Origin of the sequence: Microbispora sp. CSR-4 (assembly GCF_008033685.1) — a bacterium.
In the GTDB taxonomy this organism is placed as follows: Bacteria; Actinomycetota; Actinomycetes; order Streptosporangiales; family Streptosporangiaceae; genus Microbispora.
This window is the reverse complement of the sequence record NZ_VJVX01000002.1, coordinates 36,585-60,464: the sequence shown is the minus strand read 5'-3', so window position 1 is coordinate 60,464 and position 23,880 is coordinate 36,585. Positions and strand designations below refer to the sequence as shown.

Below are 23,880 nucleotides of genomic sequence, written 5' to 3'. Positions count from 1 at the left end.
GCCAGCACCGCGTTCTGACTACTCAGAAGTTGCCTAGGCTTGACGATGTGGATCGAGGGGTCGAGCTGAGCGAGTTCCTCAAGTCCCGCAGGGCGCGCGTGCGGCCGGAGGACGTCGGCCTGCCGTACAGGGCCGACGGGACGCGGCGCGTGCGCGGCCTGCGCCGCGAGGAGCTGGCGCTGGCGGCGGGGGTCAGCGTCAGCCACTACACGCGCCTGGAACAGGGCAACGGCCGGAACGTCTCGGCCGAGGTGCTGGACGCGATCGCCGACACGCTGCGGCTCACCGGGGACGAGCGGGCCTACCTGCACGCGCTGGCCCGCCCGGCGCACCGGGGTCACGACGTCGCGCAGGCGCCGGTCAGGCCGGGGTTGCAGCGGGTCCTGGACTCGCTGGTGCTCACCCCCGCGCTCGTCCTCGGACGGCACGTCAACGTGGTCGCCTGGAACACGCTGGCGGCCGCGGTCTTCGCCGACTTCGCCGCGATGCCGGAAGAGCGCAGGACGATCGGGCACCTGATCTTCCTGGACGAGGGGTTCAGGCGCATGCACGGCGACGGGTGGCCGCGGCTCGCCCGGGAGCACGTGGCCCGGCTCCGCGTGCTGGCCGCGCGCTATCCGCGGAACGCGCAGATCATGGAGCACGTCGACGCGATCTGCCGGCAGAGCCCCGAGTTCGGGCGGCTGTGGCACGAGCATCACGTGGCCGCCGCCACCCACCGCGACTACGTCCTCGATCACCCGGTCGTGGGCGAGCTGCGGCTGTCGGCCGAGCTCGTCGGCCTGCCCGGCGACCCCGAACTGCAGGGGATGGACCTGTTCGCCGCCGAGCCCGGCTCGGAGTCGGAGGACAGGCTGCGGCACCTGGCCGCCACGACGACGCGGACGGCGTCGCCCCACGCACGGTAGAAGTGGCAACCCGGCAAATCTAGGGGAAAAGGGGCAGAAATAGCGTTATCGCATGGAAGAGAACGAACCCGACCCCCGCTTCGTCCTCGCCAACGAGCGCACGTTCCTCACCTGGATCAGCACCTCCCTCGCACTGAGCGCGGGCGGCATCGCCATCGCGGTCGTCCCCGAGGACGTCTTCGTGCCGTGGGTGCGCACGCTGCTCGCCGTCGTGCTCGTGCTGCTGTCCGCCGTGGCGGCGGGCTCGGCCTATCCCCGCTGGCGGCACATCGACCGGGCGCTCCGGCAGGACCGCGCGCTCCCGCCGCCCGCCCTGGCCCCCATGTTCGGGTACGGCGTGGCCGGGGTGGCCGTACTGGCCCTGCTCCTCATCGTCCTGGAACGGTGATCGGCGCGTGAGCGGCGAGCCGAGGCCCGGGCTGCACAGCGAGCGGACCCGGCTGGCCTGGGTCCGCACGGCCGTGACGATGGCGGGCTCGGGCATCGCGGCGGCCGGGATCTCGGTGCGCCAGGATCTGCCCGTTCTCGCCGTCCCCTTCGCGGCGGCCGCGCTGGCCGGGGCGGTGCTGCTGCTGCGCACCGGGATCCGCCACCGCCGCCTGGAACGGGCGCTGCGGCAGGGAAGCCTGGTCGACGGCCGGAGGGACGCCCGCATCGTCTGGGCCGGCGCGCTCGCCGTCGCCGCCGCGGCGCTGATCATGGTGCTCACGATGGCCCTCTGAACACCGCACGTCCCGCGCAGGCGGGCGAGACCGTCCCGCGCGCCACGAGGCGTCATCGCGCCGGGTCGTCGGTGAGGAGAGGGTCTTCCCGGCGGGGATCGTGGCGCGAGCGCGTGAATCCCCCCGGGCGAGGCGGGCGCCCAGGCGGCAGCGGAGGTCAGATCGCCCGCACGGCCTCCATGGTGTGCGGGCGCAGGGCGGTCTCCAGCCGGACGCCGCCGACGGACGTCACCGCCGCCTTGGCCGCGTTCTTCTTCGCCCAGCTCGCCGCCCGTGCGCGCAGGGTCCGGTCGGGAGACAGCAGCGTGTCCGCCATCATGGCGAACAGGTTCGTGCACGCCTTCGATCCGACGCCGAGATCGCAGCGGGCCTTCACGGAGAGCACCTTGTCCGGCGCGTCGTACCAGATGGAGACGGACATGTGGAGACGGGAGGCGTCGCCCGGCCGGCAGATCGTGTTCTTCGTGGCGCCGGTCACCGGGTCGGCCGCCGTGGACGTCGCGCAGGTCCAGGAGCCGGCCCCCTGCAGCCAGTCCACCGCGAGCATGCCGAACGTCACCTTGGGCAGGTAACGCTGCTTTTCCGAGGGGAAACTCCCGGGGAAGGAAGGCGCGCGGTCGTCCGTCACCGGCTCGGTGGTCGCGAGTCCCACGGCCGCGCCCGCGGCCCCGCCCAGGGCCAGCGCCGCGATCAGCACGCCGGCCGTGACCAGCGCGAACACCGCCGTCCCCCGGCGGCGCGGCGCGTCCGGCGGGACCGGGACGGAAGCCGCGGAACCGGGCGGCCCCGCAGGATCGTGCGCCGGTGTCCACGCCTGCGGCCCGGCGGCGTACGGCCGAGCCGTCTGCGGCCCCGGAGGCGGCGGCACGGCGAAGCCCGGTTGCGCCTGCGAGCCTGGGGGCGGCGGCACGGGGAAGCCCGGTTGCGCCTGTGAGCCCGGGGGCGGTGGAACGGGGAAGCCCGGTTGCGCCTGCGGCCCCGGAGGGGGCGGCACGGGGAAGCCCGGCTGTGGGGGAGTGCCCGGAGGCGCGGCCTGCACCGGCTGCTGCACCGGAACCGGCTGCCAGGCGGCGCCGTCCCACCAGAACCTGCCGTCGGGAGAGTACGGCCGGCCGGGGGGTGGAGCCGCCATCAGTGTCTCCGCTTCATCGTCAGCTCGACGGACCGGGTGCCCGGCTTCCGCTCCAGCGTGTACTCCCAGTCGAGCACGTAGGTCACATCCCCGTCGCCCGCGAGCTGCTCGGCCAGCCAGCCGCCGACCTTCTTGGCCGTCGAGGGGTCGTCGCGGTGCGGCAGCGTCGCGAACCACGACATGTAATCCAGCCCGGCCGCCGCCGTGGTGGTGCCGGGGTCGACGATCCTGGCCTCGATCTTGCCGATGTACTCGTAGAAGTCCGTCACCTTGGCGACCCGGAAGAGGTCCGCCTCGAACCGCACCTTGCCGATCTTCAGCTCGCAGGACCAGAGCTGCCTGTTGTCGGCGCAGGTGTGCCCCCGGCCCTGCAGCGCCTCGACCACGGTGCCGATCTTCAACCCGGGAACGCACTCGTGGCCGCAGTATTTCGTGTCCTGTGCGCGATAGCCGGACGCGACGGCGAACCCGCCCGCGCCGGCGAGCAGGAAGAGGACCAGGCCGATCACCCCGATCACGACGCGGCGAGACCCGCGGCCACTCTGCGTCAGCTCCACAGTCACGAAGACGGAGTATGACAAGGATTCCCTGCACAGGTGGACAAAGCCCGCGAATCTCTCCGACGTCCGCGGCCGTGGGGGTCACGAGCCCTGGTCAGTCGTCCGCGGCGGCGATGGTCTCGGCGACCTCCTCCGCCCGTTCCTCCTCCTCGCGGGCGAAGCGCTCCGCGTCGAGCCGCTCGGCGATCTCCTCGTCCTGCCGCATCAGCGCGTCGAGGCTCTGCCCGGCCATCTCGAGCACGCCCATGTCGGCGTACGCCTTCTGGAGGCGGGGGCTCCACAGGCCGATGTCCTTGACGCACGGCACGATCCGGCTGAACAGCAGCGCACGGAACAGCCGCAGATACTCCGACCGGTCCACACACTCCATGGCCTCGGCGGACTCCTGCCGCGACAGCCCCATGGTCTCCCAGATCTCCGCGCCGCGCAGCCGGTCGCGCATGAGGTAGCAGCCCTCGATGACGAAGTCCTCGCGCTCGCGCAACTCGGCCTCGGACAGGTTCCGGTAGTAGTCGCGCAGCGCCATCCGGCCGAACGCCACGTGCCTGGCCTCGTCCTGCATGACGTACGCGAGGATCTGCTTGGGCAGCGGCGTGGTGGCGATGTCGCGCATCACCCCGAACGCGGCCAGGGCCAGGCCCTCGATCAGCACCTGCATGCCGAGGTAGGGCATGTCCCACCGCGAGTCGTTCAGCGTGCTGTCGAGCAGCGCCTTGAGGTGCTCGTTGATGGGGTAGGCGAGCCCGACCTTCTCCTGCAGGAACCGCGCGTACGTCTCGGCGTGCCGCGCCTCGTCCATCGTCTGCGTGGCGGCGTAGAACTTGGAGTCGAGGTCGGGCACCGACTCCACGATCCGGGCCGAGCAGATCATCGCGCCCTGCTCGCCGTGGAGGAACTGGGAGAACTGCCAGGCGGCGTTGTGCCTGCGCACCTCGTCATGCTGCCGGGCGTCCATGCGGTCCCACAGCGGGGAGCCGTAGATGGCGAGCGTGGTGTCGGGGACGCCGAGGACGTTGCAGGGATCGACCTCAAGGTCCCAGTCGATCCGCTTGACGGAGTCCCACTGCTTGTCCTTGCCCTTCTGGTAGAGGGCGAGCATCCGGTCGCGGCCTTCGTCGTACTCCCAGGTGAACCGGGCCGCTCCGGTCATCTCCACGTCCCACGTGGAGAGCTCGGCGGGGATGGTGTAGAGCTCGTGGGTCGACACGGGGGACCTCCCTCGACGTACACCGTACGTATCCCTGCGAGCGTGTCACGTACGCTGTACGTACGTCAATGGACGGAGACCATGTGGCGGCGAGAGGATTCGGTCATGCTCAACCGCACCCGCATCGTGGCCGCCGCCGTGGAGCTCATCGAGAGAGAGGGCGCCGACGCCGTCTCGATGCGCAGGATCGCCGCCGAGCTGGGCGTCGGCGTCATGTCGCTGTACAACCACGTGCCCAGCAAGGCCGCGCTGCTCGACGCGGTCGCCGAGGACGTGCTGTCGCGGATCGGCTTCACCGACGACCCGTCCGCCCACTGGACCGAGCGGGTGCGCATCCAGGCGCGGGCCTTCCGGCGCATCGCCCATCACTATCCCCGGTGCACGATGGTCGTGGTGAGCAGGCAGCTGAACTCGACGGCGGGCCTTCTCCCGGTGGAGCGCGCACTGGCGACCCTGCGCGAGGCGGGCTTCGACAGCCGGGAGGCCGTCCGGATGCTGCGGATGTTCATCGCGTACGTCGTCGGCTCGCTGCTGCGGGAGGTGGGGGTGACCCCCACGTTCGCTCCCGTACGGGGCGGCGCGACGGTCGCCGAGGTGGATCCGGCGCTGTTTCCCGTGCTGAGCGAGCTGCGGTCGCATCTGGACTCTTGCGACCACGACGAGGAGTTCGAGTTCGGCCTGGAACTGCTGGTCCAGGCGATGGCCGTACGGGCCGCGGCGCGGGCGGACGCCCATACCGGCGCCGGGGAGGGCGAGCGCGGCGGCGCGCGGGCCGGTCGTGGAGGCGCCCGGCAGTAGGCCGGGCGCCTCCGCCGGGTCAGTACCAGTTGTGGGACCGGAAGTGGCCCCACGCGCCGCACGGCGAGCCGTATCGGCCCTTGATGTATCGCAGCCCCCACTTGATCTGGGTCTGCGGGTTGAACCGCCAGTCGTTGCCGGCGTAGCCCATCTTGTGACCGGGCAGCGCCTGCGGGATGCCGTAGGCGCCCGAGCCCGGGTTGTAGGCCCGGTGATTCCAGTTGCTCTCCCTGGTCCAGAGGCTGTCGAGGCACTGGAACTGCTCGCCCGACCAGGTGTTGCGGGTGACGAGCCGGAAGGCGTACGCCTTGCTGCGGAGCTTCGCCGGCGCCCGGCGGAACCGCGGCGGCTGTGCCGTCACCGGCGTCTTCCACACTCCGACGTGGATGACGGGCCGCACGCTCTCTCCGGTGCGTGCCGTCTCCCCGGTCTGCGCCGTCTCTCCGGTCTGCGCCGTCTCTCCGGTCCCGGCCTGGGCGGCCCACTCGCCGGCCCAGGCCACTCCGCTTCCGCCACCGGCGACGGTGGCCGCGATGACGGCGGCGACTGTGCTGCGTAGAACGCTGTTGCTGTCCAAATCGGTCCTTGTCGTCGGGTCGCGTGCGGAAGGCGGGCGCGCGTGCGCCCGCCGCGCGGTCGCGCGCCCATGGCGTGGGCGCCGCCGTCCGCTCGGCCCGCACCGGATCATCAAGAGCTTCCGGCGGGCACCGCGACGGGTCCTCACGCGGATTGAAATACGGCCGCCCGCCTCCGCGACGGCATCTGCGGCACGCCGCGGACGGTTCTTTGCCGATCCGCCCCCCAACGCCGACCCTTCCACGAGGCGCGGCTTACCGTGCGCGGCGCGGCACGCCCTGCGGCGAGACCGCACGCGACGCTCGTTTAGGGTGCGGACATGAGCGTTCTCAACATTCCGGTGACCACGATCGACGGCGAGAGCACGACCCTCGGCGATCTGCTCGGCGGCGGGGCCGCCCTGGTGGTCAACGTGGCGTCCAGGTGCGGGCTGACCCCGCAATACGAGGGCCTGGTCGCCCTCCACAAGGCGTACGCCGGGAAGGGGTTCACGGTCGTCGGCGTGCCCTGCAACCAGTTCATGGGCCAGGAGCCCGGCTCGGCGGAGGAGATCAAGGAGTTCTGCTCCACGACGTACGGCGTGGACTTCCCCCTGCTGGAGAAGACCGAGGTCAACGGCCCGGACCGGCACCCCCTGTACGCCGAGCTGACCGCGACCCCCGACACGGAGGGCGAGGCGGGCGACATCCAGTGGAACTTCGAGAAGTTCCTCGTCGCCGCCGACGGCCAGGTGGTCGCCCGGTTCCGCCCCCGCGTGGTCCCCGAGGCCCCGGAGATCGCCGAGGCGATCGAGAAGGTCATCTCCTAGCCGACGCCTTCGGCCCGCAGCTCGCCCGCACGACGAGCTGGGTGGGCAGCGTGACGGCAGGAGGGCGCCTGCCCTGCCGGAACACCAGTTCGGCGGCGCGGTAGCCGATGTCCTGGGCCGGCTGGGAGATCACCGTCAGCGGCGGGGAGCACAGCTCGGCCCAGGGCACGTCGTCGAACATGATGAGCGACACGTCCCTCGGGATGCGCACGTCCAGCTCGCGAGCGGCCAGCACGGCCGCCTCACCGAGCACGTTGCCGCCCGCGATCACCGCCGTGACGTCGGCGCGGTGCTGGAGCAGGCCCGCGGCGGCCGCGTACGCGGAGTCGCGGCTCGACCGGGCGTGCACGACCAGATCCCGGTCGGCCGGCAGGCCCAGCGAGGCGATCGCCGAGGTGAACGCGGCGACCCGCTGCGACTGGCCGTGCCTGCCGAGGTAGGCGATCTTCCGGTGGCCCAGCCCGGCCAGGTATTCCACGGCCGTCAGCACCCCGGCCCGGTCGTCGGGCACCACGCTGGGCACGTCGGCGCGCACCCGCCGGTCGGCGAACACGACGTTGAGCCCGGCGCGCAGCGCGGGCCCCCACATCTCGCCGTCCCCGGACGGCACCGCGATGAGCCGGTCCATGCTCTGCTCGATGAGCGTGCCGATCAGCTCGGCCTCCCGCTCGGGGTCGTCGCCGGTGACCCCCACCGTGACCGGCTCGCCGTACGAGCGGGCGCAGGAGAGCACACCGTCGGCCAGCCGCGCGTAGAAGCTGTCGGTGATGTCGGGGACCAGCAGCCCGATGCCGCCCGTCCGCTGGCGCCTCAGGTTGCGTCCGAGCGCGCTCGGCCGGTAGTCGAGCCGCGCCGCCGCGGCGAGCACCTTCTCGCGGGTCTCCGCGCTCGCCGAGCCGCCCGACAGGACACGGGACACGGTGGCCACCCCGACCCCGGCGGCCTCCGCCACTTCCTTGATGGTTATCCGTCGCTGCACTGGACCACTCATGGAAACGATTCCACCATGGTTCCATGGGTCTTGCTACCGAAATCTTGACAATAGGCGGTATTTCACGGGAGAGTCATGAAAACGTATCCACATCATCTTGGCTCGGGAACGCGAAGGACTGGGGATGGCTTCAATCGTTCTGAACAACGTCGACAAGATCTACGCGGGCGGGGTGAAGGCCGTGAACGGCCTCAACCTGGAGATCAAGGACGGCGAGTTCATGGTGCTGGTCGGCCCGTCGGGTTGTGGCAAGTCCACCGCCCTGCGGATGATCGCCGGCCTGGAGGACATCAGCGGCGGCGAGATCGTCATCGGTGACCGTGTCGTGAACCACCTTCCCCCGAAGGACCGCGACATCGCCATGGTCTTCCAGAACTACGCGCTCTACCCGCACATGACCGTCGAGGAGAACCTCGCCTTCGGCCTCAAGCTGCGCAAGATGTCGAAGCCGGAGATCCAGAAGCGGGTCAACGAGGCCGCCCGCATGCTCGGCCTCGAGCAGTACCTCAAGCGCAAGCCGGCCGCCCTGTCCGGTGGTCAGCGCCAGCGTGTCGCGATGGGCCGCGCCATCGTCCGCGAGCCCCAGGCCTTCCTCATGGACGAGCCGCTGTCCAACCTGGACGCCAAGCTCCGCGTCTCCATGCGCGCCTCGCTGAACCAGCTGCACGAGCGCCTGGGCGTCACCACGGTGTACGTCACCCACGACCAGGTCGAGGCCATGACCCTCGGCGACCGCGTCTGCGTCCTGCGCGACGGCGTGCTCCAGCAGGTGGACACCCCGCAGAACCTGTTCGACGACCCGGTCAACCTGTTCGTCGCGGGCTTCATGGGCTCCCCGGCCATGAACTTCACCTACGCCGAGCTGGTCCGCGACAACGGCGGCGCGGCCGTGGCCTTCGCCGGCTACCGCCTCCCCGTCCCCGACTCGACCTTCGCGGAGAAGCCGGGCCTCGACCGCTACATCGGCCGCAAGATCATCCTCGGCATCCGGCCCTCCGACTTCGAGGACGCCGGTTCGGCCAGCGGCAACAGCGCCGGGTGGGTGCGCATCCCGGTCCGCGCCAACGTCACCGAGGAGCTGGGCTCGGAGATCAACGTCCTGTTCACGATCGACGCCCCGCCGGTCGAGCACAAGGACACCGTGGCCGCCGCCCACGACGGCGACGACGAGGAGACGACGCTGCCGCTGACCGGCGACAAGTCGCTGTGGACCGCGCGTGTCAACGCCCGCAGCCACGTCCGTCCCGGCCAGGAGATCGAGCTCGTCGTCGACACGCACAACCTGCACTTCTTCGACGTCGACTCGGGCCTGTCCATCGGCCACGAGGCCAACATCGGCCGCTGATCCCGGTCACCCCCGCCGCACGACGCGCGGCGGGGGATTTCCGGCCGCGGAGCGCGGGGGCGGCACAGGCCCGCGCGACCGGTCGTCGCCGGCCGTCATCCGCGACGATGCCCACCTCGCACGCTCGGAATGGTCGTGCCGGAGGCGCGCGGAGTCGAACCCGTGCCGGAGGCGCGCCGGGTTGAACGCCTGCCGAGGGCGCGCCGGGTAGCCGCGCCGCAGGCGCGTGAAGAGGCCGTGCCTGAGGGGCGTGCAGCAGAGCACCGCGGCGGCGGTCGCGGCGGTGGCCGTGGCCGCGGCGCCCGCGGGCACCCAGCCGAGCGCGACCGCGAGCCCGGCCGTCCCGGTGCCGGCCGAGACGCCGCACAGCGCGGGCGCCGCCTTCCGCGCCGGTCCGGTCGCCCGGCTCGCCCGCCGGGCCTCCCGGCGGGCGGCGTACGCCCCGGCCCCCACGATGGCGGCCAGCGCCGGCAGCAGCAGCCCGGCCGCGATCACGGCCGTGCCGCGCCCGGCCGTCAGCCCGGCGGCCGTGCAGGTCAGGACGAACCCGGCGAACAGCGACCCGGACGGACCGAGCCGTGCCCTGCCCCGCGCTCTGCCGTACGGGATGGCGCCGAGGCACGCCCCGGTCAGGGCGGCCGGGAGCACCGCGAGTGCCGGGTCGCCCAGCACGAGCGCCGTCACGGAGAGGAACGCGCCGGTGACGGCGGCGACCGCGGCCAGCGCGCCGCCGAGCCGGTCGAGCAGCCCGTACGCGTTGGTCATCGCGACGATCCACATCACGCTGACCGGGCCGTCGAGCCAGTCGCCCGTCAGCGTCACCTGGACGCCGCACAGCACGACACCGCCCGCCGCGAGCGACTCCACGATGAGCCGCGTGACGAGCGGCAGCGCGCCCACGTCGGCGATGAGGCCGAGCAACGCCACGGCCGCGGCGGCCAGCAGGATCGCGCTCACCCACCGGTCCGGCGCGCCGTACGCCGTCATCAGGGCGCCCGCCGTGGCCGCCGCGAGCGCCATCCCGGTCAGGTAGGGCGCCATGCGCCGCACCGGGCGCAGGCACACGGCGGAGAGCAGGCAGGCGACCGCTCCCGCGAGCGCGGGCGCCAGTGCCGGAAAGGGCGTCATCGGCTGCCCACCTCCGATCGCGTCGCGCCGCGCAGCGTCCGATAGAGGGCCTCGGTGTCGGCCACCAGCCGGTCCACGCAGAACGCCCGGCCCGTCCATGTCCGGGCCGACTCGCCCATCCGCCGCGCCAGGCCGGGGTCCACCAGCAGCCGTACGAGGCGGTCGGCGATCTCGTCCGGGTCGGGCTCGGTCAGGAATCCCGTGCGATGGTCCATGACGACCTCGGGAACGCTGCCGACTCGCGTGGCCACCACCGGCAGGCCCGCCATGCCGGCCTCCACGAGCGCCAGCGGCGTGCCCTCGCTGTCGGAGGTGAGCAGCACCACGTCGGCCGCGGCGTACACGGTCTCGACGTCGCGCCGCCAGCCGAGCAGCCGGAAGGACTCCCACATCGGCATGACGGCCCGCTCCACCTCCTCCTTCAGCTCACCGCTGCCGCAGACGAGGAACCGGGCGCCGGGCAGCCGGGCCAGCACGGCCTTGGCGACCTCCGCGAGCCGGTCGGGCCGTTTGGTCTTCTTCAGCCTGCCGACGTACGCCACGATCGGCGCGTCCAGCGGGACGCCCAGCGAGGCGCGGGCCTGGGAGCGCTCGGGCAGCGGGGCGAGCTCGACGCCCGGCGGGATGACGACGTACTGCTCGGGCCGGCCGATCCCGGCCGCGAGGAGGTCGTCGCGCACCCGGGCGCCGACCGTGACGAGGCGGTCGGTCATCTTCGCCAGCCGGCGCTCCGTGCGGACGTAGGCGGCCCGCCGCAGGCGGGAGAGCTGTCCGTCGAGGAGGTGGCCGTGATAGCTGTGCACCCGGGCGGCCCCGACCCCCGACAGCCGCACCGCGAGGCGGCCGAGCGCACCCGCCTTGGTGGTCCTGGTGTGCACGATATGTGGCTTGAACTCGCGCATCGCGTTCGTCAGCCGGAACAGGGCCCGATAGTCGTCGGCCGGTTTGATCGCGCGGCCGAGGCCCGGCACCCGGTGGACCGGGATCGTCGCGTCGCGAAGCTGCAGGTGGTCGCCTTCGCCTCCGTCGACGTATCCGGTGTAGAGGCGGTGGTCGAACTCCACCGGGCTGAGCCGCTCGCACAACCCCGTGACCTGGGTGGCGGGACCGCTCACGTTCATCCGGGCGATTATTTCCATGACACGAATCCGGTCGTCCGGTTTCATGCTGGCTCCTCCCTGATCATGTCGGAGAAGCTAGTCCGCGGTCCCACTTCCGATTGGGCTCCCGGACGCCGCCGGAAGAGACTTTTCCCTATCCGTACCCAAGCCTTACAGCCGTCCCGTCCGCCAATCCCGGGGGTGGCGGAGGGATCACTCCTACAGTCGTAGCGTGGCGGAGAAGCTGGTGGTCGTGGGCCAGGGCCCGGCCGGGCTGCCCCTGGCGATGCGCGCCGTGGAGGCGGGATTCCGCGTCGTCGGCCTCGACGAGGACGGGTGGCGGGTCAAGCGGCTCAACGCGGGGGAGCCGTGTGCCGAAGGCGTCGGCGCGGACGCGCTCGCCGCCGCGCACGCCTCCGGCAGGTACGCGGCCAGCGCCGACGCGGACGACGCCACCGGGTTCGACGTCTGCGTGCTCACCCCGCCCGTACGGATGCGGGGCGGCGCGCCCGACCTCGGCCCGCTCGGCTCGGCGGTCCGCCGGATCGCCCCGTTCCTGCGGCCGGGGGCGACCGTGGTGCTGGAGGGCACCGCCTATCCCGGCACCACCGAGGAGTTCGTACGGCCGCTGCTCGAACAGGGGTCGGGGCTGCGCGCGGGGGAGGACTTCCATCTGGGCCACAGCCCGCACCGGGCCGAGCCGGGCAACCCGCGCTGGCGGCTCGGCAACACCCCCAAGGTCGTCTCGGGCGTCGACGCGGCCTCGCTGCGGGCGGTGACGGACTTCTACGGCAGGCTCGTGCGGGAGACCGTCCCGGTCTCCTCGCCCCGGGTGTCGGAGATGTGCGCGCTGCTGGAGACCGCCCGCGCGCACGTCGGCGCGGCCCTGGCGAACGAGCTGTCGATCTTCGCCGCGCAACTCGGCGTCGACGTGTGGGAGGCGGTCGAGGCCGCCGCCACCACGCCCTTCGGGCACGCCACCCCGGTGCCCTGCCCGGGGATCGAGGATCCCTGCCTGCCGCTCGACGTGACATACCTGCCGTGGGGGATCCGGCGCGGCGTCGGGCGGGGCTTCCGGCTGGTCGAGGCGGCCAACGACGTCAACGCGCACATGCCCGCCCACGTGGTCGACCGGCTCGGCCTCGCGCTGAACCGCAGGTGCCGCTCGATCAGGGGCAGCAGGATCCTGCTGCTGGGGCTTTCGCCCGTCGAGGTCGCCAAGACGCTGTGCCGGCTCGGCGCCCGGGTGCGGGCCGCGGACCCCCGTGCCGACGACCGCTGCCCCGACGATTTCGTCGTACCCGCCGGGGTCGAGGTGGTCGAGCCGGACGCCGCCGAGCTGGCCAGGGCCGACGCGGTCGTCGTGCTCGGCGGGCAGGACTGCTACGACTACGACCTGGTGCAGCGGGCCAGCCGGTTCGTCTTCGACACCCGGGGCCGCTGCCGCGGCCCGAACGTCGAACGGCTGTGACTCAGCGGTAGCGCAGCCTCGCCACGCGGCCGGTCAGGTTGAGCGGCAGGAGCCGGGCGAGCGTCGCGACCGCCTTGTAACGGGCCGACGGGATGCTCACCCACGCCCCGCGCGCCAGGTCGCGCATCGCGTCGGCGGCGACACGGTCGGCCGACAGCCACGCGAAGCGCGGCAGCCCGGACATGTCGAGCTCGGCCCGGTCGTGGAACTCGGTCCGTACGAACCCCGGGCACAGCGCCATGACCCGCACGCCGTGCCGGTTGACGATGTCGGCCGCCGAGGCGCTGTAGTTCACCCCCCACGCCTTGCTGGCGCTGTAGGTGCCGCCGGGGAGGAACGCCGCGACCGAGGCCACGTTGATCACGCCGCCCCGCCTCTTCGAGATCATGTACGGCAGGGCCGCCCGGGTCAGCCGCAGCACCGCCTCGCAGTGCAGCCGCAGCATCCGCACCTCGTCCTCCACGGGGGTGTCGAGGAAGCCGCCGTGGTGCCCGAACCCGGCGTTGTTGATCAAAAGGTCGATGCCGGAGGTCAGCCGTCGCTCGGCCGCCGCCATCCCCTCGTCGGTGGCGAGGTCGGCGCGCAGCGGCTCGACCGGCACGCCGTACCGCTTGTGCAGGGCCTCGGCGGAGGCGGCGAGCCGCTCCTGATCACGGGCCACCAGGACCAGGGAGAATCCGTCGGCGGCCAGGCGGCGCGCGAAGGCGGCGCCGATCCCGGCGGTCGCGCCGGTGATGAGTGCGGTGGGCATGACGGCAGCGTACCCACCATGGAGGTCCCCTCGTCCGGCGCCGGAACGGCGCTCACGCCTCGGAGGTGCGGGCGATGAGCTCCTCCACCTTCGCGCTGAGCCGGGCGGCGCGGGGCCACCCGGCGTACAGGGTGAGGAACACGACCGTCTCGCGCAGCTCGGCCGGGCTCAGCTCGCCCGAGCGCAGGGCGGTCTCGAGGTGCAGCTCCAGCATGTCGTCCATGTCCTGGCCGACGAGCAGGCCGAGCAGCAGCAACCGCCGTTCCCTGACCGTGAGGACCTGCCGGGACCACACCTCGGAGAACATGCGCTCCGCCGTCACTCCGAAGAAGCCGTCCGGCCCCTCGCCGGTGCCGTCCTCTTCGTAGACCTGCTTCATCTGCGCCAGCCCTCCCCACGGTGATTCCTGACGTCATGCATCCAGATGTCGTGTTCGGGGCAGTCAGGTGTTACATCGATCCGCTCATCCGACCCCGGCCGATCTCACTACGCGGGTCTTCCGATTGTCATGTCCCGCGTGGGCAAAGCGGATCCCCCGCGCAGGCCGGGACCGCCGGATGTGCCGGAAACCGCTTTCGCCGGTCGCCCTTCGGGGTACGGCATCAAGGGTGGGTCCGCGGCCGATCGGAGCCGGTGGGGCGAGAGGGTCCGGATAACAGGATGAGCCAAGATCCGAGCAAGATTTGGTCTAGTTTTCCGGCGCGTCGCAGACTTACCGTTGGGAAGGATAGTTGGAAAACGGGCACTACTACCTCGTAGACCCGCAAAGCGGAGGTTGGGCCCTGGTGGAAAGACCGCGGGTAAGGACCGGGGTGGTGGGAACGGTCGTGGGGGCGGCGATGGCCGCCTCTGTGCTGTCCGGCTGTGCCGGCCCCGAATACACCTACGTACGCGACGATACGGGCGGCACCTACTTCAAGGTCCCCGCGTCATGGCGGCAGATCGACCAGAAGACGCTCGACAAGGAACTCTTCGGCGATGCCGACTCCGCCACCGCACAACTCGCGAGGCAGGCGATGTGGACGGCGGCGTTCGACGCCTACGACGAGCCGTCCCTCACGCACCTTGTCCTGGGCTCCGCGGGCAACGACGACAAGCCTTTCGTGTTCGCCAAGGTGCAGAAGCTCAGCGAGGCCGAGCAGAACGCGGCGTCGCTCAATCTGCTGCGTGTCTCCCCTCCGATGCCGGTGCCGCTGACGGAGGAGCAGCAGAAGGAGTTCGAGGCGAGCGGCCTGACGGGGTTCGAGCTGCTCGCCGACGAGGTGCTGCCCATCACGGACGGCGTCCGCGGCGTCCACACCGTCTACAACTACCGCGTGGGAGACACGGTGCAGACGTTCGACAGGACGGCCTACCTGTCGGCGGACGGGACGACGGCGTCCACTCTGCTGATCCGCTGCTCGCCCGCGTGCTACCGCCAGCGGGCCGCCGAGATCGGCACCGTCGTCAAGTCCTTCAAGGTCAAGCACCTCATCAACCCGTGAAGGAGCCCCTCATATGAGTACGGCCCTCCCACCGAAGCACCACGAGGGGCTTCGCGAGCCGGGGTCGGGTCCGGTGGACCGCGACCCGCTCACCAGGAAACGTCTGCCGCTGTGGGACCGGACGAAGTTCCTGATCCTGCTCGCCGTCGCGTTCGGCGTGCTGTACTGGAACGAGATCGCGACGTACGAGGGCATCATCTCCCCTTATGACGCCGCGGTGATGACCGTCCGGAACGCGTCGTGGGTGCTGTGGCTGGCGGGCATCGAGGTGGTCCGGCAGATCCACTTCCTCATCAGCGAGCGCTCGGCCGGCTATCACCGGTTCTGGACGCAGAGGGTCTTCGGCGGCTGGAACCGCTGGTCGCATCGCAGGTTCAACGACTGGAACCGCTACCGCATCTCCCGCGCGATCAAGTGGGCCGTGTGGATCGCGATCATCGCGCTGGTGCTGGGCAAGGTGCAGCAGGTCTCGCCGCTTGAGGCGCTGTACAGCGTGCCGGCCACGGTATGGGGCTTCCTCCCCATGGTCCTGCAGCTCATGCTGATCATGGTGGTCGCGGTCGGCCAGTTCGTCGCGATCTTCTGGTTCCTGTCGCGGGGCGGCGTCGACGTCTACTACCCCGACGACATCAAGACGCGCTTCTCCGACGTCTGGGGCCAGGACCACGTGGTCGAGCGGGTCAAGGAGAACATCGTCTTCCTGGAGAAGCCGGACGAGATCGAGGCCAGGGGCGGCTACGTGCCCAGCGGCATCCTGCTGTGGGGCCCGCCCGGCACCGGCAAGACGCTCATGGCCGAGGCGGTCGCCGGCTCGACCGGCAAGCCGTACGTGTTCGTCGACCCGGGCGCGTTCATCAACATGTTCTTCGGCGTCGGCGTCCTCAAGGTCAAGTCGCTGTTCCGCAAGCTGCGCAAGCTGGCCCTGCGGTACGGCGGCGTCATCGTGTTCTTCGACGAGGCCGACTCGCTCGGCCGCCGCGGCGCGCTGGCGCAGGGCGGACCCGGCGGCTGGGGCAGGTCGGTCCCGGCGCCGTTCGCCGACTCCGGCTGCAACGGCTTCGCCTACCTCGACCCGCACACCCGTACGGTGCTCGGCCGTCACGCAGCGGGCCCGGCCGCCGAGGCCGCGCCGGCGCGGATGCCGCGCACCGGCGCCTTCGTCAACCGCCTCGTGTACGGCGCGGGCATGGGCGGCGGCGGTGGCGGCATGGGCACGCTGGAGGCGCTGCTCACCGAGATCTCCGGCCTGAAGAAGCCGCGCGGCTTCGTCAACCGCTATGTGCGCAGGCTGCTCGGCATGCGGCCCAAGCCGCCGCCGAAATACCGCATCCTCATCATGATGGCCACCAACCTGCCCGAGGCGCTGGACGACGCCCTGCTGCGGCCCGGCCGCATCGACCGCATCTACAAGGTCGGCTATCCCTCGAAGGCGGGCCGGATCCGCACGTACAAGGGCTACTTCGACAAGGTCAGCCACCAGCTCACCGACGAGCAGATCGACAAGCTCGCCACGATCACGCCGTACGCCACCGGTGCGACCATCAAGGACCTGGTCAACGAGTCGCTGATCACCGCGATCCGGGACGGCCGGGAGACCATCACCTGGTCGGACGTGATGCGGGCCAAGCGGCTCAAGCAGCTCGGGCCGCCCGAGGACGTCGAATACATCGAGCGTGAGCGGCACGCGGTCGCGGTGCACGAGGCGTGCCACGCGGTCGCCGCCTACCGCACCCGCCACCACCTGGAGATCGACCTGGCGACGATCGAGAAGGGCGCCGACTACCTCGGCATGGTGGCCAGCATCAAGCCGGAGGACCAGTTCACCCGGTGGAAGTCGGAGTACGAGGCCGACATCATGGTGTCGCTCGCCTCGCTGGCGGGGGAGCGGATGTTCTTCGGCGAGGACAACTCCTCCGGCGTCTCCGGCGACCTGCAGAGCGCGACCGCGATCACCGGGCTCATGGAGGCCCACTGGGGCATGGGCATCGGGGTGGCGTCGCTGCCGGCGCTGCAGGAGCTCGGCCTGCGCGAGGGCAAGGCGGCCCAGCCGCAGCCGGGAGGCGGCGGCATCGGCTTCACCGGCACTCCGGCGGGCCGGCGCGACGAGATGGTGCCCGACATGCTCCCCGAGCGGATCGAGTTCAACCTCAGCCGGCTGCTGGAGAAGACGGCCGAGCTGCTGCGCGAGAACCGCCGCGAGGTGCTGTCGGTCGCGCACGCGCTGGAGCAGCACAAGACGCTGAACGGCGACGACGTGGTCGCGGTCATCGAGGGCAGGATGGGCCCGCTGATCGACGGCACCGTCTACACCTCCGACGAGTTCTACGAGGAGATCGAGACCTACCACGCGGCCGCGGCGGCGGCCCACAAGGCGCACAGCGAGGTCCCGGTCGAGCTTCCGCTGCCCCGGAGCCGGGTCATCGAGGCGTCGGTCGTGCCGGCGTCCTCGGGCGGCACCGCGCCGGTGCTGGTCGCGCCGCCGCCCAACGGCCTGGCCGGCGGCAACGGGCACCCCCCGGCGACGCAGCCGGTCGCCCCGGCGCAGCCGGACTTCGTGCCGTGGAGCGGCTCGCCGCCGCCGGTCGCCCCGGCCCCGCCGTTCGCCCGGTCGTCCGCGGAGCCGTCCCGCGCGTCGTACGGCGCGCTGTGGGCGGTCGTCGGCGTGGTCGTGGCGGTGGTGCTGCTCATGCTCCTGGGCGTGCTGCTGTTCGCCGCGCCGCGGGGCGCGGCCGGCGCGGCGGGCGCCTCCGTCGCGGGCGTGCCCGCGGGCACGGCCGTCCTGCTGGCCGTCGCGCTGGTCGCGGTGATCGGCGGCATCGCGGTCGCGTTCCTGCTGGTCCGCTCACACCAGGCGGGGCGGCGGCGGGCCGAGGAGGCCAGAGACCGGGCCGCCGAACGCGCGCAGTTGCTCGCGGCGGCCATGGACCCCGAGGTCGCGATGCGGCTGCTCGGCTACGACGGCAGGCGAGGCCCGGAGTCCTGAGCCTGAGACGTCCTGGCCGTCCGGCCCTGCGATCCGATCCCCGGTGGGCGCCGCCCGCCGGGGATCGGCGTTTCCGGGACCGCGTCGGCGATCACCCAGATGGTGACCAAGCCGGAGCGCGTGGGCCTGGTGGAGCGCCACCCGGATCCGTTTCCCGTCCGCGCCACGGCCGCCGGTGCCGCGATCGTGGACGGACGGCGCGCCGAGCGCATGGCCCGGAAGAGGCGCCCGGCGAAGGGCCCGCGGGGGCCGTGGTTCTCCGGCCCAGGCTCTTCCGGTCACGGCTCTTCGAGCCGAGTCCGGGACGTTCTCCCGGGTCCCGGGCAGGACGCCCCGGCCGTGGCCTGGGAGAACGCGCGGTGAACGGTCCTCCGGGTCAGAGGCGGAAGCCCAGATCGGGCGTGATCTCCGCCACGTCCATCTGGGCCTTCTGCAGGCGGCCTGAGTAGTCCCAGTTCATCGCCTGCCAGCGGGTGAACTGGTCGAGCACCCACATGCCGCTCTGCCTGCTGCCGTTGCCCGACCTGCCGTTCCCGCCGAACGGCAGGTGGGCCTCCGCGCCGGAGGTGGAGTTGTTGACGCTGACCATGCCGGCCGACACGCCCTCGCGGAACCGGAACACCGCCTTCGGGTCGGAGGTGTAGATGGACGACGACAGGCCATATCCGGGCCGGTTGGCCAGGTCGATCGCCTCGTCGAGAGTGGCGAACGTCGTCACGCCCACGATCGGACCGAACGTCTCCTCCAGGAACAGCCGGTCATCGGGACGGACGCCGTCCACCACCACGGGGTGGTAGTAGAGGCCCTCGCCGTCCATCCGGCCGACCGGGCCCGGCAGCACGGTGTGGTGCGGCTGGATCCAGCCCAGGTATTCCTCGTAACGCTCGGCGAACTTGTGGTCGAGCAGCGGGCCGTACAGCACGTCGCCGTTCGGGTCGCCGATCTTCGCGTCGCGCACGAGGGCGGTGAACCGGCGCAGGAACTCGTCGTGGACGTCCTCGTGCACGATGACCGTGCCGAGGGAGGTGCACCGCTGACCGGCGGTGCCGAAGCCGGAGAACAGCGCGCCCTCGGCGGCGAGATCGAGATCGGCGTCCGGCATGACGACCATCGGGTTCTTGCCGCCGAGCTCCAGGCAGGGCGACTGCAGGTGCCGCCCGCACAGCTCGCCGACGGCCCGGCCGACCGCGCTCGACCCGGTGAAGCCGACCTTCTGCACGGTGCCCTCGCCGAGCGCGCGGTCGAGTCCCGCGTACGTCTGCTCGCCGTCGGCGAAGACGATGTTGAGCACGCCGTCGGGCAGCCCGGCCGCCGCGAACAGCCGATAGAGCGCGTGCGCGGAGGCCGCGGCGTATTCGGCCGGCTTCCACACCACCGCGTTGCCGCACAGCAGCGCCGGGACCAGATACCACGAGGGGACCGCCACCGGGAAGTTGCCCGCGGTCACGACCGCCGCCACGCCGACCGGGACGCGGAAGGTGAACAGGCTCTTGTCGGGCATCTCCGACGGCACGGTCTGCCCGTAGAGGCGGCGGCCCTCGCCCAGGAAGAAGTCGCAGGTGTCCACGATCTCGCGGACCTCGCCCAGCGCCTCGGCGTACGGCTTGCCGATCTCCTCGGTCACCAGCCGGGCCAGCGCCTCGGTGTTGGCCTCGACCAGGCGGCCGATCGAGGCGATCACCCGGCCGCGCACCGGAGCGGGGACGCGCGCCCACTCCCGCTGGGCGACCGACGCGGCGCGGCTGGCGCCGGCGAAGTCGTCCGCGCCGGCGAGCAGGACGGTCGCCACCGTCTCCGCGGGCCGCGCCGGGTTGACGGACTCGTACGGCGTGCCCGAAGCGAGCTCCTCACCCGCGACGACGGAAACGATCTGCACAGCCACCGCTGACCTCCGGAATTGTTGCTGGTGCCACGCCTTGATTACACAGTATTTCCGTCCGGGGCACCCGGCGACAGGCCCTCCTGGAGGGCGACCGCGGCGGCCTGGGTGCGGCTGGTCACGCCGAGCTTGGCCAGGATGTTCGAGACGTGCACGCTCACCGTCTTCTGCGAGATGAACAGCCGATCGCCGATCTCCCGGTTGGCCAGGCCGGCCGCGACGTGGGCCAGCACCTCCCGCTCACGCGTGGTGAGCGCGGCCAGCCGCCCCGGCTCGCGTGCCGCTCCCGGCGGCTCACCGGCGGCGGTCTCCTGCGCCTCGCCGTCGTGGGCGGACGTGGAGACCGCCGAGGCGTCCGCTGGGGTGACCGTGGGGGTCGCCGTTGGGGTGGCCGCCGTCGGGTCGGGGAATCCGGCCCGTGCCCCGACCGCCCTCAGCGTTTCGAGGAAGGGCCGGGCTCCGAGCGCGGCGGCGACGTGCACCGCGCGCTCCCACTCGACGCGGGCCGCCGCGCGGTCACCCGCCCGCAGCAGGCTCTCGGCCAGCCGCCACCGCGACCGCGCCTCCTCGTAGACGAAGCCGAAGCCGAAGGCTTCGGTGGCACGCCGCCAGACCTCCGGATCCTCCGTGCCGTTGGCGCGGTGCCACTCGGCCTCCGCCCGTGCCAGCCAGGCCACTCCCTCCGGCCCCAGCCGGCCTCGCGGGCCGTTCGGCCCGTTCTCCGCCGCCCACCGTGCCCGGCGCAGCAGGTCGTCGCAGGGCTCGCCGGTCCGGCCGAGGTCGGCCAGCGCCCACAGGCCGGTGGCCGCGATGCGGATCAGGCTGGGATCGAACGGTTCGAGCACCGCGACGATCGCGTTGACGTGGTCGAGCGCGGTGTGCGGGTCGCCGCGCCACAGCGCGTGCTCGGCCGCCATGCCGCGGCCCATGTAGCTGATCAGGTCGTCCGACCAGAAGCGGGACAGCCACCGCAGTCTCTCTTCGGCGCCCGGGCGCCCCCGGCCCACCTCGACGAAGAGGGCGAACGACGACAACTGGGCCTCGGCCCTGGTGCCGACCCGGACGCCGAACCCTCCCGCCAGCCGCTCCGCCGCGTCCCAGTCGCCGTCCGCGTAGTGCACCAGGTAGTTCAGGAAGCGCAGGTCCGTGCCGAACGTGCTCCAGTTGAGCCCGGTCTCCTCGGCCAGCCGTACGCCGTCCTCGGTGATGCGGGCGGCCACAGCGAGGGCGCCGTTCTCGTAATGGATGCGGGCGAGGTTGAAACGCGCCCGCAGGTCGATGGACAGGTCGCCGGAGGGGCGGCGGGTGGCGCGCGTGAGGAGATCGACGGCCTGCTCGACGCTGGTCCCGAACTCCTCCTCGAGCAGGGCGAGCGAGACGAGCGCGCTGGCCTCCGCGTCGCGGGCGCCGGTGGCCTCCGCGACCTCCAGCGCCCTGGCCGCCGTCGCCGCCGCCTCCTTGTCGTGGTACTGCCGGAAGAGCGCGCGGGCGTAGGTGGCCAGCGCCCTGGCCAGCAGCGGACTGTGCGGCGCGGCGTCCACCGCCTCCCGGGCGGCCGCGACCGCCTCGGCCTCGTCGCCGCCCGCGTCCGCCAGGTAATAGGACAGGCGTTCGCCGGTCTCCGCGATCAGGGCCGGGTCGTCGGTCTCATGGCGCAGCCGCCGCACCTGTTCCGCCGCCCGGTGGTAGTCGCCCGCCGCGGCCGCCGCGGCGGCGCCGGCCAGCGCGATCCTCGGCCGGCTCGCCCCGGCCAGCCGTTCGGCCTCCGGCACCTGGTCCCAGACCTCCAGCGCCCGCCCGTAGTGCCGGTGCGCCTCCGCGGGCGCGCCGAGCCCGGCGGCCATCCGCCCGGCCTCCACCGACGCCCGCAGCGCGCCCGGCAGGTCGTGCCCGGCGAGATGGTGATGGGCCAGCTCGGCGGGGGCGCCGCCGCGTTCGGCGAGCAGCGCGGCGAACGCGGTGTGCAGGCGGGTCCGCTCGCCCGGCAGCAGGTCGTCGTAGACGGCCTCCTGAAGGAGCGCGTGCCGGAAGGTGTAGCCGTCGCTGCCCGCCGTGAGCAGCCGCTGCGAGACGATCTCGCGCAGCGCGTCCTCCAGCGGCAGGTCGCCGAGCCCGGTCGCGTCGCGCAGCAGGTCGTGACCGACCCGGCGGCCGGCCACCGCGGCGACCCGCAGCACCTGGCGGGCGGTGTCGGACAGGGTCTCCACCCGGGCGAGCAGCAGGTCTGCGAGCGTTCCGGGCAGCCGCGCCCGCGCCGGCCGCCAGGAGCTCCTCGGCGAAGAACGGGTTGCCGCCGGCGCGCTCGATCACGGTCGTCAGGCCGCGCTCCGCCACCGGCCCCGCGGGGCCCTCACCGTACCGGTCGAGGACGGCGAGATACTCCGCCATGTCGTCGTCGCCGAGCGGCGGCAGCTCGACGGAGGTGACCAGCGGCAGCCGCCGCAGCTCGGCCAGGACCGGGCGCAGCGGGTGGCGGCGGTGGAGGTCGTCCGTACGGTAGGTGCCGACGAGGCACACCCGCTCGCGCTGCAGCATGCGGGTGAGGAAGACCAGCAGGTCGCGGGTCGAGCGGTCGGCCCAGTGCAGGTCCTCGAACACGAACAGCACCGGCTGCCGCCCGGCCACCTCCGACAGCATGTCGAGCACCGACCCGAACAGGCGCTGCTGGGCGAGCCCCCCGGTCGTCGCCTCCGTGGGGCCCGCCTCGTCGCCGGGCAGCAGCCGCCGCAGCGCGGGACGGGCCGTGACGGCCGGACCGACCGGTCCGTCGGCGTCGGCGGCTCCGCGCAGGGCGTCGGCGAGCGGCAGATAGGGCAGGGCGTCGCCGAGCTCGGCGCACTGGCCGGTGAGCGTCACGAAGCCCCGCCGCTGCGCGAGGTCGCACAGCTCGGTCACGATCCGCGTCTTGCCGATCCCCGCGTCGCCGCCCACGAGGGCGACCCCCGCGAGCCCGGCCGCCGCGGAGTCGAGCACGCCCAGGAGCCGATCGAGCTCGGCAGAACGCCCGATCAGCACTCTTTGCGGCGTACGCGCAACCACGCAGGCGAGTATGACACGCGGCCCCGACAAAACCGTGCCCCCGACGTCGGCGCCCACCCGTTCCGGTGGCCGGCCGTGCCGAGGTGCTCGCCCAGCAGCGGCACCGGCCCGGGCCCGCCGTCCGGACCCCCACAGAGGAGAGCCGCGGCCCCGACGTCTACGAGAAGGCGTATGACGCCCCCCACCCCGAGCTGTTCTTCAAGTCGCTCGGCCGGCGGGGGCGCGGGCACGGGCAGGCGATCGCCGTACGGCCCGACTCGTCCTGGGACGTCCCGGAGCCGGAGCCGGACGTGGTCGTCCGCGCCAACGGCGAGATCGCCGGTCACCACGATCTGCGACGACGTGAGCTCCCGGTCCATCGAGGGCGAGAACCCGCTGTGCCTCCCGCAGCCCTCAATATCCGGTGGCGCCGTCGATCCGCTCGCGGAGCAGGTCGGCGTGCCCGTTGTGGCGGCCGTAGATGCCGATCATGTCCACCAGGATGCGGCGCAGCGAGATCGGCTGCCCGGTGGCGCGGGGGACGCCGGTCTCGTCCAGCGAGTGGGCGGCGACGATCTCACGGGAGCGCGCGCACCCCGCCCGCCACACGGCGAACGCCTCCTCGACGTCTCCGTCCAGATCCTCGAAGTCCTGGTCGGGGTCGTCGTCGGAGTAGTAGAGGAGCGGGACGTCCTCACCGGCGAACTGGATGCGGAACCACCACCGCTCCACGCCCGCGACGTGCCGGAGGATGCCGTGGAGGCTGAGCCCGGACGGCGGCACTCCCTTGTCCGACAGCCGATCGCCGGGGACCCCCGCGCATTTCATCGCGAACGTCTCGCGTTGCCATTCGAGAAAGGCCGTGAGGATCTCCCGCTCGTCGCCGACGAGGGGCGGGGTGGACCGGCGATCGCCGTCCCACTTCTTCGAATAGTTCACCTCGGGTATGTCGTTCACGGGCCCGACTCTGCCAGACGGCTCCGACACTTTCGCCCGGGCGCGGGCCCGTCCGCTCACAT

General features: G+C 72.4%; 21 protein-coding genes and 1 pseudogene. 9 read left to right on the top strand and 13 right to left on the bottom strand.

Annotated elements, in window-relative coordinates:
- Positions 1–47: 47 nt before the first annotated feature.
- Genes FLV34_RS03695 through FLV34_RS03685 form a run of 3 tightly spaced genes read left to right on the top strand, consistent with a single transcriptional unit; the run spans position 48 to position 1,630 of the window.
- The gene (locus FLV34_RS03695; protein WP_147942365.1) at positions 48–908 is read left to right on the top strand and encodes a helix-turn-helix domain-containing protein; all 861 of its coding nucleotides are present in this window, start codon (positions 48–50) and stop codon (positions 906–908) included.
- Between the two features lie 52 nt (positions 909–960).
- A complete protein-coding gene (locus FLV34_RS03690) occupies positions 961–1,296 on the top strand; it encodes a YidH family protein (protein ID WP_142645390.1) in 336 nt (111 codons plus the stop codon).
- A 7-nt stretch (positions 1,297–1,303) separates the two neighbouring features.
- Entirely contained in the window at positions 1,304–1,630 is a 327-nt protein-coding gene (locus tag FLV34_RS03685) for a DUF202 domain-containing protein (RefSeq protein WP_142645389.1), read from the top strand.
- Between the two features lie 157 nt (positions 1,631–1,787).
- On the opposite strand, the gene FLV34_RS03680 is transcribed toward FLV34_RS03685, so the two are convergent.
- The 3 genes from FLV34_RS03680 to FLV34_RS03670 form a co-directional block, all read right to left on the bottom strand.
- Positions 1,788–2,762 carry a hypothetical protein gene (locus FLV34_RS03680; protein ID WP_147942364.1) on the bottom strand — a complete coding sequence of 325 codons (975 nt, stop codon included), beginning with the start codon at positions 2,760–2,762 and terminating at the stop codon, positions 1,788–1,790.
- Positions 2,762–3,325 (bottom strand): hypothetical protein, encoded by a 564-nt coding sequence (locus FLV34_RS03675; protein ID WP_147942363.1) that lies wholly within the window; start codon positions 3,323–3,325, stop codon positions 2,762–2,764. The genes FLV34_RS03680 and FLV34_RS03675 overlap by 1 nt, the downstream gene beginning before the upstream one ends.
- Positions 3,326–3,416: 91 nt before the next feature.
- Positions 3,417–4,529 carry a ferritin-like domain-containing protein gene (locus FLV34_RS03670; RefSeq protein ID WP_142645386.1) on the bottom strand — a complete coding sequence of 371 codons (1,113 nt, stop codon included), beginning with the start codon at positions 4,527–4,529 and terminating at the stop codon, positions 3,417–3,419.
- 105 nt (positions 4,530–4,634) lie between these two features.
- Here FLV34_RS03670 and FLV34_RS03665 point away from each other — a divergent pair, with 105 nt between their 5' ends.
- The gene (locus FLV34_RS03665) at positions 4,635–5,327 is read left to right on the top strand and encodes a TetR/AcrR family transcriptional regulator (protein ID WP_142645385.1); all 693 of its coding nucleotides are present in this window, start codon (positions 4,635–4,637) and stop codon (positions 5,325–5,327) included.
- 19 nt (positions 5,328–5,346) lie between these two features.
- Here FLV34_RS03665 and FLV34_RS03660 read toward each other — a convergent pair whose 3' ends face one another.
- A complete protein-coding gene (locus FLV34_RS03660; protein ID WP_240970904.1) occupies positions 5,347–5,904 on the bottom strand; it encodes a transglycosylase SLT domain-containing protein in 558 nt (185 codons plus the stop codon).
- A 318-nt stretch (positions 5,905–6,222) separates the two neighbouring features.
- Here FLV34_RS03660 and FLV34_RS03655 point away from each other — a divergent pair, with 318 nt between their 5' ends.
- Positions 6,223–6,711, top strand: a complete 489-nt coding sequence (locus tag FLV34_RS03655) for a glutathione peroxidase (protein ID WP_142645384.1) — start codon at positions 6,223–6,225, stop codon at positions 6,709–6,711.
- Here FLV34_RS03655 and FLV34_RS03650 read toward each other — a convergent pair.
- On the bottom strand, positions 6,701–7,690 hold the full coding sequence (locus FLV34_RS03650; RefSeq protein WP_260617063.1) for a LacI family DNA-binding transcriptional regulator: 990 nt from the start codon (positions 7,688–7,690) through the stop codon (positions 6,701–6,703). The genes FLV34_RS03655 and FLV34_RS03650 overlap by 11 nt on opposite strands.
- A 136-nt stretch (positions 7,691–7,826) precedes the next feature.
- On the opposite strand from FLV34_RS03650, the gene FLV34_RS03645 reads away from it, so the two are divergent.
- A complete protein-coding gene (locus tag FLV34_RS03645; RefSeq protein WP_142645382.1) occupies positions 7,827–9,047 on the top strand; it encodes an ABC transporter ATP-binding protein in 1,221 nt (406 codons plus the stop codon).
- A gap of 6 nt (positions 9,048–9,053) precedes the next feature.
- Here FLV34_RS03645 and FLV34_RS03640 read toward each other — a convergent pair whose 3' ends face one another.
- The gene (locus tag FLV34_RS03640) at positions 9,054–10,175 is read right to left on the bottom strand and encodes a hypothetical protein (RefSeq protein WP_187280531.1); all 1,122 of its coding nucleotides are present in this window, start codon (positions 10,173–10,175) and stop codon (positions 9,054–9,056) included.
- Entirely contained in the window at positions 10,172–11,314 is a 1,143-nt protein-coding gene (locus FLV34_RS03635) for a glycosyltransferase (RefSeq protein ID WP_261985644.1), read from the bottom strand. The genes FLV34_RS03640 and FLV34_RS03635 overlap by 4 nt, the downstream gene beginning before the upstream one ends.
- Before the next feature lie 193 nt (positions 11,315–11,507).
- Between FLV34_RS03635 and FLV34_RS03630 the strand changes: the two genes are divergently transcribed.
- Entirely contained in the window at positions 11,508–12,746 is a 1,239-nt protein-coding gene (locus tag FLV34_RS03630) for a nucleotide sugar dehydrogenase (protein WP_147942361.1), read from the top strand.
- A 1-nt stretch (position 12,747) separates the two neighbouring features.
- Here FLV34_RS03630 and FLV34_RS03625 read toward each other — a convergent pair whose 3' ends face one another.
- Both FLV34_RS03625 and FLV34_RS03620 read right to left on the bottom strand, forming a co-directional pair.
- Positions 12,748–13,497, bottom strand: a complete 750-nt coding sequence (locus tag FLV34_RS03625; RefSeq protein WP_147942360.1) for an SDR family oxidoreductase — start codon at positions 13,495–13,497, stop codon at positions 12,748–12,750.
- A gap of 52 nt (positions 13,498–13,549) precedes the next feature.
- On the bottom strand, positions 13,550–13,876 hold the full coding sequence (locus FLV34_RS03620) for a carboxymuconolactone decarboxylase family protein (protein ID WP_142645377.1): 327 nt from the start codon (positions 13,874–13,876) through the stop codon (positions 13,550–13,552).
- A 436-nt stretch (positions 13,877–14,312) separates the two neighbouring features.
- Here FLV34_RS03620 and FLV34_RS03615 point away from each other — a divergent pair, with 436 nt between their 5' ends.
- Together FLV34_RS03615 and FLV34_RS03610 are read left to right on the top strand one after the other, a co-directional pair.
- Positions 14,313–14,981, top strand: a complete 669-nt coding sequence (locus FLV34_RS03615) for a hypothetical protein (RefSeq protein ID WP_142645376.1) — start codon at positions 14,313–14,315, stop codon at positions 14,979–14,981.
- 13 nt (positions 14,982–14,994) lie between these two features.
- Positions 14,995–17,964 carry an AAA family ATPase gene (locus tag FLV34_RS03610; RefSeq protein ID WP_147942359.1) on the top strand — a complete coding sequence of 990 codons (2,970 nt, stop codon included), beginning with the start codon at positions 14,995–14,997 and terminating at the stop codon, positions 17,962–17,964.
- 376 nt (positions 17,965–18,340) lie between these two features.
- Here FLV34_RS03610 and FLV34_RS03600 read toward each other — a convergent pair whose 3' ends face one another.
- The 4 genes and pseudogenes from FLV34_RS03600 to FLV34_RS03590 form a co-directional block, all read right to left on the bottom strand.
- Positions 18,341–19,846 carry an aldehyde dehydrogenase family protein gene (locus tag FLV34_RS03600; RefSeq protein WP_147942358.1) on the bottom strand — a complete coding sequence of 502 codons (1,506 nt, stop codon included), beginning with the start codon at positions 19,844–19,846 and terminating at the stop codon, positions 18,341–18,343.
- Between the two features lie 38 nt (positions 19,847–19,884).
- The gene (locus FLV34_RS41275; protein ID WP_261985643.1) at positions 19,885–22,050 is read right to left on the bottom strand and encodes a helix-turn-helix transcriptional regulator; all 2,166 of its coding nucleotides are present in this window, start codon (positions 22,048–22,050) and stop codon (positions 19,885–19,887) included.
- Positions 22,051–22,408: 358 nt separating this feature from the next.
- Positions 22,409–22,816 (bottom strand): annotated as a pseudogene (locus tag FLV34_RS42165) (AAA family ATPase); the annotation flags it as partial.
- A gap of 459 nt (positions 22,817–23,275) precedes the next feature.
- Positions 23,276–23,818, bottom strand: coding sequence for a DinB family protein (locus FLV34_RS03590; protein WP_261985642.1), 543 nt, complete (start codon positions 23,816–23,818; stop codon positions 23,276–23,278).
- Between the last annotated feature and the right edge of the window lie 62 nt (positions 23,819–23,880).

What these genes read in the sequence shown, in the direction of transcription:
- FLV34_RS03680 (WP_147942364.1), bottom strand. Translation starts at nt 2,762, where the DNA reads ATGGCGGCTCCACCCCCCGGCCGGCCGTACTCTCCCGACGGCAGGTTC.
- FLV34_RS03620 (WP_142645377.1), bottom strand. Translation starts at nt 13,876, where the DNA reads ATGAAGCAGGTCTACGAAGAGGACGGCACCGGCGAGGGGCCGGACGGC.
- FLV34_RS03665 (WP_142645385.1), top strand. Translation starts at nt 4,635, where the DNA reads ATGCTCAACCGCACCCGCATCGTGGCCGCCGCCGTGGAGCTCATCGAG.
- FLV34_RS03655 (WP_142645384.1), top strand. Translation starts at nt 6,223, where the DNA reads ATGAGCGTTCTCAACATTCCGGTGACCACGATCGACGGCGAGAGCACG.
- FLV34_RS03625 (WP_147942360.1), bottom strand. Translation starts at nt 13,497, where the DNA reads ATGCCCACCGCACTCATCACCGGCGCGACCGCCGGGATCGGCGCCGCC.
- FLV34_RS03645 (WP_142645382.1), top strand. Translation starts at nt 7,827, where the DNA reads ATGGCTTCAATCGTTCTGAACAACGTCGACAAGATCTACGCGGGCGGG.
- FLV34_RS03635 (WP_261985644.1), bottom strand. Translation starts at nt 11,314, where the DNA reads ATGGAAATAATCGCCCGGATGAACGTGAGCGGTCCCGCCACCCAGGTC.
- FLV34_RS03610 (WP_147942359.1), top strand. Translation starts at nt 14,995, where the DNA reads ATGAGTACGGCCCTCCCACCGAAGCACCACGAGGGGCTTCGCGAGCCG.
- FLV34_RS03640 (WP_187280531.1), bottom strand. Translation starts at nt 10,175, where the DNA reads ATGACGCCCTTTCCGGCACTGGCGCCCGCGCTCGCGGGAGCGGTCGCC.
- FLV34_RS03690 (WP_142645390.1), top strand. Translation starts at nt 961, where the DNA reads ATGGAAGAGAACGAACCCGACCCCCGCTTCGTCCTCGCCAACGAGCGC.